Here is a 15,539-nt window from a genome sequence, read left to right on the forward strand (position 1 = left end):
TCACCGCGAGGCTGAGTCTTGATCCGCTTCGATTGTTCTGCCATTTTAAATCTGTTATTTATATTTTGGTTTTTTTGACGCGGCTTTTCAGAGCTATTTTGCAATATTGCGCCGCTACCTATTGGATAGAACATGAGCGACGAAACGATTGTCCGTTTGCAGACCCATAGGAAGAATGTTGAGCGGTATTTGCGCCTGCTAGAAACTGCGTTGACCGACGTTGAGCAGCAGTACGTTGAGAAGCGCCTGGCTGAAGAAGGATCGGCCATGGACCAGCTATCGCTTCAGATGGCCGGGGCGGCGAACGCTTTCCATAAGACGTGCAATCACGCGCCCAGCGGCAAACGGTAAAAACCGCAAGCGGCGGTCAACTCGCGGTCTGTCGCAATTGTCCACTGGCCGAGATATGGCAGGATACGCTCGCGAGTGAACGCACCGCGCAATCGCGGATAATAAGGGAGCGGGGCGCGGGACTTTGGTCAACTAATCCTTGGATGTATCTCGCAGCGCAATTTGAATGGCTTCGCGGATTCGCCGACCTCCTTTGGGTTCGATCGCATCCAAGTGATAAATTCGACATAACAGACCGTTGATGCGCCTCACAATGCTCCTGTTATTGGAGTGCCGATTGCGCGCGCGCACCAGCTGACGGCGCACTTCCAACAGGTCCAGGCGATGAAGCCCTCTTGATTGCACCATGCGGATGGACCCAGCGTGTGTCGTTTATGATCGTCAGCCACGGACACTCGGGCCAGCGTGATTATCACGGGCCAAACCACCGCAGGCTTTCAGCGTTCCAGCCAGATCAAATAGCTCTTTTAATTAAATTTACGGGGTGCTATTAGCATTTAATTATTTAATTTGCAAATTTATGGGTGGGGGCTGGTTTGACTACCCCATTGAACCAAAAGTTCGATGTTGCCGGATCTGATATGGCTGGGGCGTCCTTTAGTTTCCCTAAGCCTGCCCCAGCTCACGCACTCATCATTTCGGACGCGCATCTCTTGTTCTCAGGGGACTATGCACGTTCAGGTCATGATCTCATCATTTCCGATTCTGACCATCGGATCACGATCCCCAATTACTTTCTCGGCGAGAAGCGTTTGCCGCTCAGCTCGTCGGACGGCGCGCTGCTCGATGCGAGAGTGGTCGAAGCCCTCACCGGTTATCAAACCTTTGCGCAAGCCGGAGGTAATGCCGCTGCTGGAAAGGTGATTGGCCGTGTCGCGACCGTAACGGGAAGCGCCAGCATCGTTCGCAACGGCGTTACGATCGAGGCGAATAATGGGGATGTCGTTTATCAGAACGATGTCGTGCAAACTGGAAGCGGCTCTACCATTGGTCTCGTCCTTATCGACGGCAGCACGTTCAACCTGAGCGCCAACGCTCGGTTCATGTTGAACGAATTGGGGTATGAGGGGCAGAGTAGTGCGAGTGGCACCTTAGTCAGCCTGACGAGTGGCACGAACCATTCGATGTTCACTCTCATCCAGGGTGCCGCCAGTTTCGTCGCTGGCCAGGTCGCGAAAAGCGGCGACATGCAGGTCGCGACGCCGACTGCCGTGATTGGAATTCGCGGTACTGCCGTCCTTCTCAGCGTCGATGCTGTGGATGGGAAAGTCTCGGTCTCTGTCGCTGATCAGCAAGACGGCCGAGTTCATTCCGTACAAGTCTTCAAATGCGTTCCAGCGACGAACTTGCTTCAAGGCGTTTGTACTGCGGGGGATCCGATCGGGATAGTTACCAGCGACGGTCCATCGCTAACCATCACGCCAACCGCGAATTTCGAGGTGATCACTCAAACTGTCAGCAAGACCCCAGGGCAAGTTGCGCAGGAGTTCAACGCTTTTCAACAGGTGTTGACGACCTACGATATCGGGAAACAGATTGCTCCAGACACTCCGGCTCCTAGCGACGGCAAGCGAGGAGACGTCGACACAAAGTCGCTGCAGAAGTTCGCTGGGAGCCCCCCACCATCACCCACTGAAGCTCCAACCACCATTATAGGGGACGACATAAAAGGCCAAGCTGGTGGGGGATCGATCGCTCCAGTTGTTGTGACGCTCGCTTCCATCGCGGGGACTTCTGCCTCCGCCTCGAAGCCGCTCGTCCCCACTTTGGACCCATCGCAAGCTGTTGTTGTGGCTTCATTCGAACCTGTCCTTATCAGCAGCGCAGGCGGCCCAACCAACCAAGGAAATCAAACAATCAGCGGAACAGTTGATCCTTCCTTCGTTGGAAGCACGGTGACGCTGTACGACACATACAATGGTGTTACGACGCAGATTGGAACGGTTACCGTTGGCTCCGGCGGCGTTTGGAGCCTGGCGGTCACCCTGGCAGGTGATGGCGACCACAGCATCGTGGCTTTGGACCCTAGCGCCAACGTCACAACGAGCGTGCCCGTTGTTTTCACGCTCGACACGACGGCGCCGACCGTCGCGATCACCAGCGCGGGCGGGCCGGTCAACCAGGCCAGCCAGACCGTCACCGGTACGGTGGGCATCGCCGATGCCGGCACCACCGTCACCATCCTGGACGGCACCACTGCGATTGGTACCGCCATCGTGCAGGCCAACGGGACCTGGAGCACCACGGTCACGCTGAACCAGGGCGGCAACTCCCTGACCGCACGGGTCAGCGATGCGGCCGGCAACACTGCAACCAGCAGCGCGGTGGTCTACACGCTGAGCACCAGCGGCCCGACGGTGACCGAGAGTCTCGTCTCCGACACCGGCACTTCGACCACCGACCACGTCACCGCCAACCCGGCGCTGAGCGGCACCGGCCTCGCCAACACCGTGGTGCACTTCACCGTCGACGGCAGCCCGATCGCGACGACAGTGACCACCGATGCGCAAGGCGCCTGGTCATTTACGCCGAGCGGGCTGACTGACGGATCGCACACCATCGTGGCGAGCCAGACTGACATCTTCGGCAACACCGGCTCGGCCTCGCTGAGCTTCACGCTGGACACGACGGCGCCGACGGTCGCCATCACCAGCACCGGCGGACCCGTCAATCAGGCCAGCCAGACCATCACCGGCACGGTTGACGTCGCCGATGCCGGTGCCACCGTCACCATCCTGGACGGCAGCACGACGATTGGCACCGCCATCGTGCAGGGCAACGGCGGCTGGAGCACAACGGTCACGCTGAACAATGGCCCGAACTCGCTGACCGCACGGGTCAGCGACGCGGCCGGCAACACCGCGACCAGCGGCGCCGTGGTCTACACGCTCAGTACCACAGGTCCGACCGTGACCGAGGCCCTGATTGCCGACACCGGCACGTCGGCCACCGATCACGTCACTGCCAATCCGGCGCTGAACGGCACCGGCTTGGCCAACACCGTCGTGCATCTGACGATCGATGGTGTTCTCATCGCCTCTACGGCAATCACCGATGCGCAAGGCGCCTGGTCGTTTACGCCGACCGGGCTGGCCGACGGATTACACACCATCGTGGCGAGCCAAACCGACGCTTTTGGCAACACCGGCTCGGCCGCGCTGAGCTTCACGCTGGACACCACGGCACCGACGGTCGCCATCACCAGCGCGGGCGGGCCGGTCAACCAGGCCAGCCAGACCATCACCGGCACGGTCGGCGTCGCCGATGCCGGGGCGACCGTCACCATCCTGGATAATGCCACCGCAATCGGCACCGCCATCGTGCAGGCCAACGGGACCTGGAGTACCACGGTCACGCTGAACCAGGGCGGCAACTCCCTGACGGCTCGGGTGAGCGATGCGGCCGGCAACACCGCGACCAGCGGCGCGGTGGTCTACACGCTCAGCACCACCGGCCCGACCGTGACCGAGGCTCTGGTCTCCGACACCGGCACCTCCGCCACCGATCACCTCACCACTAACCCGGCGCTGAACGGCACCGGCCATGCCAACACCGTGGTGCACTTCACCATCGACGGCAGCACGATCGTGGCGACGGCGACCGCCGATGCGCAAGGGGCCTGGTCGTTTACACCGACCGGGCTGGCCGACGGACCGCACACCATCGTGGCGAGCCAAACCGACGCTTTTGGCAACACCGGCTCGGCCGCGCTGAGCTTCACGCTGGACACGGCGGCACCGACGGTCGCCATCACCAGCACCGGCGGACCCGTCAACCAGGCCAGCCAGACCATCACCGGCACGGTCGGCGTCGCCGATGCCGGCGCCACCGTCACCCTCCTGGACGGCACCACCACGATCGGCACCGCCATCGTGCAGGCCAACGGGACCTGGAGTACCACGGTCACGCTGAACCAGGGCGGCAACTCGCTGACCGCACGGGTCAGCGATGCGGCCGGCAACACCGCGACCAGCAGCGCGGTGGTCTATACGCTCAGCACCGTCGGCCCGACCGTGACCGAGACCCTGGTTGCCGACACCGGCACTTCGGTCACCGATCACCTCACCACCAACCCGGCGCTGAGCGGCACCGGCCTTGCCAACACCGTGGTGCACTTTACCGTCGACGGCAGCCCGATCGCGACGACGGTGACCACCGATGCGCAAGGGGTGTGGTCGTTTACGCCGAGCGGGCTGGCCGACGGATTGCACACCATCGTCGCGAGCCAGACTGACATCTTCGGCAACACCGGCTCGGCCTCGCTGAGCTTCACGCTGGACACCACGGCACCGACGGTCGCCATCACCAGCACCGGCGGACCCGTCAATCAGGCCAGCCAGACCATCACCGGCACGGTCGACGTCGCCGATGCCGGCGCCAGCGTCACCATCCTGGATGGCACCACGACGATCGGTACCGCCATCGTGCAGGCCAACGGGACCTGGAGCACCACGGTCACGCTCAATAATGGCCCGAACTCGCTGACCGCCCGGGTGAGCGATGCGGCCGGCAACACCGCGACCAGCGGCGCGGTGGTCTACACCCTCAGCACTACCGGCCCGACCGTGACCGAGGCCCTGGTCGCCGACACCGGCACCTCCGCCACCGACCAGGTCACCGCCAACCCGGCCGTGAGCGGTACCGGCCTCGCCAACACCGTGGTGCACTTCACCGTCGACGGCAGCCCGATCGCGACGACGGTGACCACCGATGCGCAAGGCGCCTGGTCGTTTACGCCGAGCGGGCTGGCCGACGGATTACACACCATTGTCGCAAGCCAAACCGACATCTTTGGCAACACCGGCTCGGCGTCGCTGAGCTTCACCCTCGACACGACGGCACCGACCGGTGGCACGCCAGATCTGACGGCGGGTTCGGATACTGGTACCTCGAGCACGGACAACATCACCTCGGCGACCTCGCCGAGCTTCACGGTGGCGCTGAACCCGACCGATGCCATTGGCGATACGGTGCGGCTGCTGCTGGGCGGCTCGCCGCTGGCGCACCCGGTCACGCATGTGATCACGGCCGCCGACGTGACGGCGGGCAACGTTAATCTGACAGTGACCGCCGGCGATCTCGGATCGGATGGCACCAAACAGATCACGGCGCAGTTCAGCGATGTCGCCGGCAACAGTTCGACGAGCGCAGCGCTGAGCTTCACACTCGACACCACGGCACCCGCGGTTGCGATCATCAGCGCGGGCGGACCGACCAACCAGGCCAGCCAGACCATCACCGGCACGGTCGGCGTCGCCGATGCCGGCGCCACCGTCACCATCCTGGACGGCACCACCACGATCGGCACCGCCATCGTGCAGGGCAACGGCGGCTGGAGCGCCACGGTCACGCTCAACAACGGCCCAAACTCCCTGACCGCACGGGTCAGCGATGCGGCCGGCAACACCGCAACCAGCGGCGCGGTGGTCTATACGCTCAGCACCGTCGGCCCGACGGTGACCGAGGCCCTGGTTGCCGACACCGGCACTTCAGTCACCGACCACGTCACCGCCAACCCAGCGCTGGGCGGCACCGGCCTTGCCAACACCGTGGTGCACTTCACCATCGACGGCAGCCCGATCGCGGCGACAGTGACCACGGATGCGCAAGGGGCGTGGTCGTTTACGCCGAGCGGGCTGGCCGACGGATTGCACACCATCGTCGCGAGCCAGACTGACAGCTTCGGTAACACCGGCTCGGCCTCGCTGAGCTTCACGCTGGACACCACGGCACCGACGGTCGCGATCACCAGCGCAGGCGGACCGGTCAACCAGGCCAGCCAGACCATCACCGGTACGGTGGGCGTCGCCGATGCCGGCGCCACCGTCACCATCCTGGACGGCAGCACGACGATCGGCACCGCCATCGTGCAAGGCAACGGCAGCTGGAGCACCACGGTCACGCTCAACAATGGCCCGAACTCGCTGACCGCCCGGGTGAGCGATGCGGCCGGCAACACCGCGACCAGCGGCGCAGTGGTCTACACCCTCAGCACCACCGGCCCGACCGTGACCGAGGCCCTGGTCGCCGATACCGGCACGTCAGTCAACGATCACGTCACCGCCGATCCGGCGCTGAACGGCACCGGCCTTGCCAACACCGTGGTGCACTTCACCATCGACGGCAGCCCGATCGCGACGACGGTGACCACCGATGCGCAAGGGGCGTGGTCGTTTACACCGACCGGGCTGGCCGACGGACTACACACCATTGTCGCAAGCCAGACCGATACCTTTGGCAACATCGGCTCGGCGTCGCTGAGCTTCACCTTCGACACCACGGCGCCGACCGGCGGTACACCGGACCTGACAGCGGGCTCGGACAGCGGTACCTCGGCTACCGACAACATCACTTCGGCGACGTCGCCAAGCTTCACGGTGTTGCTGACCCCGACGGTTGCCATCGGCGATACGGTGCGGCTGTTGCTGGGCGGCTCGCCGCTGGCGCACCCGGTCACGCATGTGATCACGGCCGCCGACGTGACGGCGGGCAACGTTAATCTGACAGTGACTGCCGGCGATCTCGGAGCCGATGGCACCAAACAGATCACGGCGCAGTTCAGCGATGTCGCCGGCAACAGTTCGACGAGCGCGGCGCTGAGCTTCACGCTCGACACGACGGCACCGACGGTCGCCATCATCAGCACCGGCGGACCCGTCAACCAGGCCAGCCAGATCATCACCGGCACGGTCGGCGTCGCCGATGCCGGCGCCACCGTCACCATCCTGGACGGCAGCACGACGATCGGTACCGCGATCGTGCAGGCCAACGGGACCTGGAGCGCCACGGTCACGCTCAACAATGGCCCGAACTCGCTGACCGCACGGGTGAGCGATGCCGCCGGCAACATCGCGACCAGCGGCGCGGTGGTCTATACGCTCAGCACCACCGGTCCGACCGTGACCGAGGCCCTGGTCTCCGACACCGGCACCTCCGCCACCGACCATGTCACCGCCAACCCGGCCGTGAGCGGTACCGGCCTCGCCAACACCGTGGTGCACTTCACCATCGACGGCAGCCCGATCGCGACGACGGTGACCACCGATGCGCAAGGGGCGTGGTCGTTTACACCGACCGGGCTGGCCGACGGACTACACACCATTGTCGCAAGCCAAACCGATACCTTTGGCAACACCGGCTCGGCGTCGCTGAGCTTCACCCTCGACACGACGGCACCGACCGGTGGCACGCCAGATCTGACGGCGGGTTCGGATACTGGTACCTCGAGCACGGACAACATCACCTCGGCGACCTCGCCGAGCTTCACGGTGGCGCTGAACCCGACCGATGCCATCGGCGATACGGTGCAGCTGTTACTGGGCGGCTCGCCGCTGGCGCATCCGGTCACGCATGTGATCACGGCAGTCGACATATCGGCCGGAAGTGTCAGCTTGACGGTGACTGCCGGCGATCTCGGCGCCGATGGCGCCAAGCAGGTGACGGCGCGGTTCAGCGATGTCGCCGGCAACAGTTCGACGAGCGCAGCACTGAGCTTCACGCTGGACACCACGGCACCCGCGGTTGCGATCACCAGCGCGGGCGGACCGACCAACCAGGCGAGCCAGACCATCACCGGCACGGTGGGCGTCGCCGATGCCGGCGCCACCGTCACCCTCCTGGACGGCAGCACCACGATCGGCACCGCGATCGTGCAGGGCAACGGCAGCTGGAGCACCACGGTCACGCTGAACCAGGGTGGCAACTCCCTGACCGCACGGGTCAGCGATGCGGCCGGCAACACCGCAACCAGCGGCGCGGTGGTCTATACGCTCAGCACCGTCGGCCCGACGGTGACCGAGGCCCTGGTTGCCGACACCGGCACTTCAGTCACCGACCACGTCACCGCCAACCCAGCGCTGGGCGGCACCGGCCTTGCCAACACCGTGGTGCACTTCACCATCGACGGCAGCTCGATCGCGGCGACGGCGACCACCGACGCACAAGGGGCGTGGTCGTTTACACCGACCGGGCTGGCGGACGGACCGCACACCATCGTCGCAAGCCAAACCGACATTTTTGGCAACACCGGCTCGGCCTTGCTGAGCTTCACGCTGGACACGGCGGCACCCGCGGTCGCGATCACCAGCGCCGGCGGACCCGTCAACCAGGCCAGCCAGACCATCACCGGCACGGTCGGCGTCGCCGATGCCGGCGCCACCGTCACCATCCTGGATGGCACCACCACGATCGGCACGGCCATCGTGCAGGCCAACGGGACCTGGAGCACAACGGTCACGCTCAACAATGGCCCGAACTCGCTGACCGCACGGGTCAGTGATGCGGCCGGCAACATCGCGACCAGCGGCGCGGTGGTCTACACCCTCAGCACCACCGGCCCGACGGTGACCGAGGCCCTGGTCTCCGACACCGGCACCTCGGCCACCGATCACCTCACCACCAACCCAGCGCTGAGCGGCACCGGCCTCGCCAACACGGTGGTGCATCTGACGATCGATGGTGTTCTCAGCACCGCTACGGCAACGACCGATGCGCAAGGGGCGTGGTCGTTTACGCCGAGCGGGCTGGCCGACGGATTACACACCATCGTGGCGAGCCAAACCGACACTTTTGGCAACACCGGCTCGGCCTCGCTAAACTTCACGCTCGACACGGCGGCGCCGACCGTCGCGATCACCAGCGCGGGCGGGCCCGTCAACCAGGCCAGCCAGACCATCACCGGCACGGTCGACGTCGCCGATGCCGGCGCCAGCGTCACCATCCTGGATGGCACCACCACGATCGGCACCGCGATCGTGCAGGGCAACGGCAGCTGGAGCACGACGGTCACGCTGAACCAGGGCGGCAACTCGCTGACCGCACGGGTGAGCGATGCGGCCGGCAACACCGCAACCAGCGGCGCGGTGGTCTATTCTGTCGGCGTGCTCGGCGCCATTCTCGGCGATGCTGGCGACAACACCCTGACAGGGACCGCCGGGAACGATGCATTCCAAGGCTTCGGCGGTAATGACACATTCAATGGTTTGTCGGGCGTTGATCGAGCGGTCTATCTCGACGCGACCGGGGGCATCACCGCCGATCTGACGGCAGGAACCGTGACGGGGCCGGGTGTCGGCACCGACACTCTGGTCGGTATCGAAGCCATCCAGGGCAGCAGCTTTGCCGATTACTACTCGGCGGTCGGTTTCAGCGGCAATGCCGGGGTGCCTGGCACGCCAATTGGCTTCAACAGCTTCGAAGGCATGGGGGGAGATGACATCATCGCCGGCACGGTCAATCCTTCCGGAGAGATTCTGACCCGCATTTCCTATGTCAGTGCGACAGCGGCAGTGGTCGTTGATTTCGCCGCGGGAACGGCGAACGGCGATGCATCAGTCGGCAACGACACCTTCACCAATGTCAATGCGGTCATTGGGTCAGCATTTGGAGACACGCTGCGGGGCAGCGACAATCCGAACGGCACTTTCGAGCAATATGACGCTCGTGCCGGCAACGATCTGATCGATGGCCGCGGCGGCTACGATTTTGCCGTCTACAACAACGACGCCACCACCACCACGGGCATAACCGTCAATCTTGCGGCCGGAACGGTCACTGGCGAGGCGACAATCGGGACCGATACGCTGCGTTCAGTGGAAGCCGTCCGCGGCACCAACTTCGCCGATACTTACGATGCCACTGGTTTCAGCGGCACCAGCACCAATGCCGGATCGAGCGGCACCTTCAACAATTTCGAAGGCATGGGCGGCAACGATGGCATCATCGGCAACGGCAACACCCGACTTCAATATACGCAATCAACCGCCGGCGTGACGGTCGATTTCCTCGCGGGCACAGCGACCGGCGATGCCTCCGTGGGTACCGATACATTCACCGGGGTCAACGCCGTCATGGGCTCGATGTTTGCCGACACCTTTTCTGGAAGCGGCGCCAATGAGAACTTCATGGGCCTTGCCGGCGATGATTTCATCGACGGAAAAGGCGGCTTCGACACGGCGCAATATGCCAACCTGACCTTCACGACGGGGGGGATCAGCGTTCACCTTGCCGCTGGAACGGTGACCGGAGATGCCTCGAGTGGCACCGACATCTTGCGTTCAATCGAAGGCATTCAGGGCACTAATTTTACCGACACTTATGACGCGACTAATTTCGGCGTCACCGGCGCTATCGATCCCGCGACCGGCCTTCCCTATGCCAATGTCGGCAACAATGGCAGCTTCAATCAATTCGAGGGAATGGGCGGTAACGACGTCATCAGCGGCAACGGCAACACCCGGCTGACCTACGCCAATGCAACCGGCCCCGTGACGATCACTTTCGCTCTCAACGGCTGGACCAGCACCACCAGCGGCGCGTCGGGTACCGTGACCGGTGATGGGTCCGTGGGCACCGACACCTTCTCCGGTGTCGGCTCGGTGTCGGGGTCGTCATTTGCCGACATTATCACCGGCTCGAACAATCCAAACAACACCTCGGAGGAATTTGCCGGTCGCGGCGGCAATGACTTCATCGACGGTAAAACGGGTTTCGACAGGGCCTTCTACAACAACGATGGTTCGGCGTCGGGTATTCAAATCGATATGGCTTCGGGCGTGGTGACCGGCGACGCTGCTGTCGGAACGGACACTCTCCGATCCATCGAAGCGATCCGCGGAACCGGCTTCGCCGACACTTATGTCGCGACCAATTTCGGCGTCTCCGGCGCAAATGTCGGCGATTTCGGTACCCTCAACGAGTTTGAGGGAATGGCCGGCAATGACACGATCACCGGCAACGGCAATACCCGCATCGCATACTACAATGCTCTCGATGGGGTGACCGTCGACCTCGCAGCCGGCAACTCCCACGGGACGGCCTCCGGTGACCTCGCAGGTGTCGGGACAGACACGTTCACCGGCGTGAATGCCGTCCGCGGTTCAGCTTTCGCTGACGTCATTCTCGGGGATGCCAATGCCAATGCCCTCGACGGCAGGGACGGCAATGATCGGATCGACGGCCGCGGTGGCGCCGATACCTTGACCGGCGGAAACGGCGCCGACACCTTTGTCTACGCCGATAGTGACGGAGCAGACACTATCACGGACTTTAACCGTACCCAAGGCGACACGATCGATCTGACAGGGTTGTCAGGCTTCTTCACGCTCGCAGATGTTCAATCGAAGGTAACGGTGAGCGGCGGCAACACCATCATCGACGTCGGAAGCGGGAATACTCTGACGCTGATAGGTGTAACAAGCCTCCAGCAGAGCGACTTCATCTTTCCCAACGCCACCAACGGCACCTCGGGCTCGGATGTGCTGCTCGGAACGAGTCAAGCGGATGCAATCTCCGGCCTCGCCGGAAATGATCGGCTTCAGGGATTCGGCGGCAACGATCTGCTCGATGGCGGGGCCGATTTTGACCGCGCTGTCTATACCGATGCCACGGGCGGGATCTCCGTGAACCTTGCGGCGGGAACGGTATCCGGACCGGGAGTGCGTACCGATACGCTCGTTGCGATCGAAGCCGTGGTTGGCAGTGATTTTGCGGACACCTTCAATGCGACCGGTTTCGCTGGGGGCACCGGTACGCCCGGTACGCCGATCGGGTTCAACGAGTTCGAGGGCCGCGGTGGCAACGACACCATTCTGAGTGACGTGAATCCTTTAGGCGCGGCTCTGACGCGGGTCTCCTATGTGAGCGCCACCGCCGGTGTGACTGTCGACATCGCAGCCGGGGCAGCGGATGGAGATGGATCCGTTGGTCACGACACGTTTGTTGGCTCGGGGATTCTTGTCGTCTGGGGCTCTTCGTTCGCCGATACTCTGTTCGGAAGCAACAATGGATTCGGCACGGTCGAGGTGTTTGCGGGGTTCGCTGGCAACGACGTGATCGATGGCCGCGGCGGCTTCGACCGCGTCGACTATAATAACGATCCGACCACCACGTCGGGTATCACGATCAGTCTCGCGGCTGGCACCCTGACGGGGGATGCCACGGTTGGTTCTGATACACTTGTGTCGATCGAAGCGGTCCGTGGCACCAAATTTGCCGATACCTACAACGCCGTCGGATTTAGCAGCGCCAGCACGAACTCCGGCTCGCTCGGGACCTTCAACGAGTTCACCGGCGAAGGCGGCAACGACATCATCACCGGCAACGGCAATACGCGCCTCGGATTCAACAATGCGACCGCAGGCGTCGTGGTGGACATAGCAGCCGGCACGGCTACCGGGGACGTCTCGGTCGGAAGCGATACGTTCACGGGCGTCAATGCCGTCATGGGCACGATGTTCGCCGATTCCTTGTCGGGAAGCGGCATCAACGAGATATTTACCGGGCTTGGCGGCAACGACACGATTGACGGTCGCGGCGGCTTAGATACCGCAAGCTACAACAACATCTATCTTTCGACCGGCAGTGTCGCCATTGACATGGCGTCCGGCACCGCCACGGGCGACTCCTCGATCGGTACGGACACGCTGCGTTCGATCGAAGCCATCCAGGGAACCGTCCTTGCCGACACCTATGTGGCAACGGGATACGGCCTTGCAGGCGCTCTTAACGTCGGCAACAACGGCAGCTTCAACCAGTTCGAGGGACTTGGTGGTGACGATGCCATTACCGGCAACGGCAACACGCGTCTGATCTACGCCAATGCAACCGGTCCCGTGACGATCACTTTCGGTCTCAATAGCTGGACCAGCACCACCAGCGGCGCGTCGGGTACCGTAACCGGCGATGCGTCGGTAGGCACCGATACCTTTTCGGGCGTTAGCTCGGTGTCAGGGTCGTCATTCGCCGATACCATCACCGGCTCCAACAATCCCAATGGCACAGCTGAAGATTTTGCCGGTCGCGGCGGCAATGACTTCATCGACGGCAAAACTGGCTTCGACAGGGCGTTCTATAACAACGACGGTTCGGTTTCAGGTATTCAAGTCGATATGGCGTCAGGCGTGGTGGCCGGCGACGCTTCGATCGGAACAGACACTCTTCGATCAATTGAGGCGATTCGCGGGACTAACTTCGACGATACTTTCATCGCAACCAGCTTTGGCCCCTCCGGTGCAAATGCCGGCGATTTCGGTACCCTCAACGAGTTCGAGGGAATGGACGGCAATGACACCATTACCGGCAACGGCAATACTCGCATTGCATTCTACAATGCGCTGGATGGGGTGACTGTCGATCTAGCCGCCGGCAACTCCCATGGGACGGCCTCCGGTGACCTCGCCGGCACCGGAACAGATGCCTTCACCGGCGTGAATGCCGTCCGTGGGTCATCCTTTGCTGACTTCATTTTTGGCGATGTCGGCAGCGACACGCTGGATGGGCAAGCAGGAAATGACGTGATCCAGGGCCGAGGAGGTGCCGACACGTTAATAGGAGGAGCGGGAAGCGACCAATTCGTATTCGCTGCGATTTCCGATTCCACGGTTGCAACCCACGATACGATCAGTGATTTCGTTCATGGTACAGACATCATCGACACCTCGGCGATCGCGGGGGTGACGAGTGTCCAAGGCTTGCTCAGCGGGAGCGCCCAAGTCGCCGCGCACAGTATCGGGTGGATTCAGAGCGGCGCGAATACGATTGTCTACGTCAACAACTCGACCACAGCGCAGAATCAAGGGTCGGCGGATATGGAAATTGTCTTGACCAATGTAACCGCGAATATACTCACCAGTCAGGATTTTCTCCTCCACATCTAACGGTCAACGCTCAGGGGAGAACATCAGGGCCGGAATCGCCGAGCTGCTGGATTTTTGCCAGACGACGCGAGGAGCTGACCTTCAGGAACCTCTCTTCTTTCATCGATGCAGGCAGGGAGCGCCGCACGCTTTGCATATGGCCTCGCACATTTTCACGCGCGTCGGCTACTGGAGCGAATCCATTGAGGCCAAGTCGTTCCGCCAAGGCTGCCAAGGACGGCAAGGACCCCAGCAAGCGCCTGCATGCCGACGATTATATGGTCTACGCCTTGCTCCAGCTCGCGCAGGACAGCCGAGCCCGCGACGTCATCGCGGACATGGTTGCGACGACGGGCTATGCGCCCGCCGTCCGCGCCGGTCCCTACGCGATAGCGGCCAGCCAGGCGCGTTACATGGTCGAGCGCGGCGATTTGCAGGGCGCGGCCGCGCTGAAGGCCGAGCCGAGCCGGTTTGCCTAAGTCGATGCGATCACCTGTTTCGCCCGCGCTCTTGGCGCCGCGCGCTCTGGCAATGCAGCCGCCGCAACGGCGGACATCGCCAAACTGGCAGAACTGCGGGACAAGCTGCCGCGGGACAAGGATGCCTATTGGGCGGAGATTCAGCGGCAGGCCGCCACAGCCTGGCAGCTCAATGCCCAGGGAAAACAGGCCGAGGCGTTGGAAGCGATGCGCCTTGGCTTTGAGGCTCGTGGGTCCACGGCCCAAAATTGGATCGCCATAAAATCAACCTGAAGAAGCCGCTGAAGATGGACGCCACGCCACCGCAACTCTGGTTCGGCCTCCGTATAATTGCGGGCGGCGCTCGCTTTGCGTTGGGCTTTGGTTTGCGCAACAGCAAAGCGCATCGCACCGAATTCGGACACGCGAAATGGTTCGTTAGCTTTCCTGTGGCTAGCTGGGTGCGTGCCGATTACCGCCGATTGCGGCACATTGGAATGGGAATGCCGGCCCCGGCTGTTGACCCCATCCTGCGGCTGGGGCCGTTTTGAACCTTCGCAGCATCGTTCAAACCCGGTCTACAACCATGCTTAGAGGCGTCGCTATCGCGCTATTTGGAATGGGCATCTTTTCGCAGCTTGATCGCGCGCTGTTCTATGGCCGCCATACTGACGCCGCGCTCAGGCTGATGCGGGAGATCGGCCGAGGCTTTGGGCTGTAGCACCTGCCACATTGTGGAGCGCGGTCGAGGCGGTCCACGGAGCGATGATGCGGTATTTGTTTGGTGTGTGCGGCGTTCGGCAGGCGCTCGAACCGTACGGCTCTAGCCTCAGTTGATGATGCGGCTTCCAGCCACCGGCATGCCGGGATACGGGCGAATGTCGGCATGCCTGCCAATTCGCTTTGATCAATCCGGACGAAGGCCGTGTACGGCGCATTCGTCTTCGGATGCCCACGCAAGTGATTAATTGCCGCCCGCTGGCGGCGCGAGCACGCCAGTGCTGCTTCTTCAAAGATGCTTGAATGCGGTGAAGTGCGTGCGCCGTTTTGTCAGCGATAGCGAACAAACGAGGCGGCGCCTCAAATAAGATGACCG

6 protein-coding genes are annotated in these 15,539 nt (G+C 62.8%); 4 read left to right on the forward strand and 2 right to left on the reverse strand.

Annotation, left to right across the window (positions count from 1 at the left end):
- Positions 1 to 132 precede the first annotated feature (132 nt).
- Positions 133 to 351 carry a hypothetical protein gene (locus GGD66_RS28755; RefSeq protein WP_183237577.1) on the forward strand — a complete coding sequence of 73 codons (219 nt, stop codon included), beginning with the start codon at positions 133 to 135 and terminating at the stop codon, positions 349 to 351.
- A 677-nt stretch (positions 352 to 1,028) separates the two neighbouring features.
- Here GGD66_RS28755 and GGD66_RS28760 read toward each other — a convergent pair.
- Together GGD66_RS28760 and GGD66_RS41665 are read right to left on the reverse strand one after the other, a co-directional pair.
- The gene (locus GGD66_RS28760; RefSeq protein WP_183231112.1) at positions 1,029 to 1,319 is read right to left on the reverse strand and encodes a hypothetical protein; all 291 of its coding nucleotides are present in this window, start codon (positions 1,317 to 1,319) and stop codon (positions 1,029 to 1,031) included.
- A gap of 123 nt (positions 1,320 to 1,442) precedes the next feature.
- Positions 1,443 to 1,706, reverse strand: a complete 264-nt coding sequence (locus GGD66_RS41665) for a hypothetical protein (RefSeq protein WP_246789005.1) — start codon at positions 1,704 to 1,706, stop codon at positions 1,443 to 1,445.
- Between the two features lie 693 nt (positions 1,707 to 2,399).
- Between GGD66_RS41665 and GGD66_RS28765 the strand changes: the two genes are divergently transcribed.
- The 3 genes from GGD66_RS28765 to GGD66_RS28775 all read left to right on the forward strand — a co-directional run bounded on the left by GGD66_RS28765 (position 2,400) and on the right by GGD66_RS28775 (position 14,994).
- A complete protein-coding gene (locus tag GGD66_RS28765) occupies positions 2,400 to 14,006 on the forward strand; it encodes an Ig-like domain-containing protein (RefSeq protein ID WP_312014196.1) in 11,607 nt (3,868 codons plus the stop codon).
- A 182-nt stretch (positions 14,007 to 14,188) separates the two neighbouring features.
- A complete protein-coding gene (locus GGD66_RS41670) occupies positions 14,189 to 14,464 on the forward strand; it encodes a hypothetical protein (protein WP_246789006.1) in 276 nt (91 codons plus the stop codon).
- A 248-nt stretch (positions 14,465 to 14,712) separates the two neighbouring features.
- Entirely contained in the window at positions 14,713 to 14,994 is a 282-nt protein-coding gene (locus GGD66_RS28775) for a hypothetical protein (protein WP_183259721.1), read from the forward strand.
- The last annotated feature ends 545 nt before the right edge of the window (positions 14,995 to 15,539 follow it).

This window comes from Bradyrhizobium sp. CIR48, assembly GCF_014198315.1.
Lineage (GTDB): Bacteria > Pseudomonadota > Alphaproteobacteria > Rhizobiales > Xanthobacteraceae > Bradyrhizobium.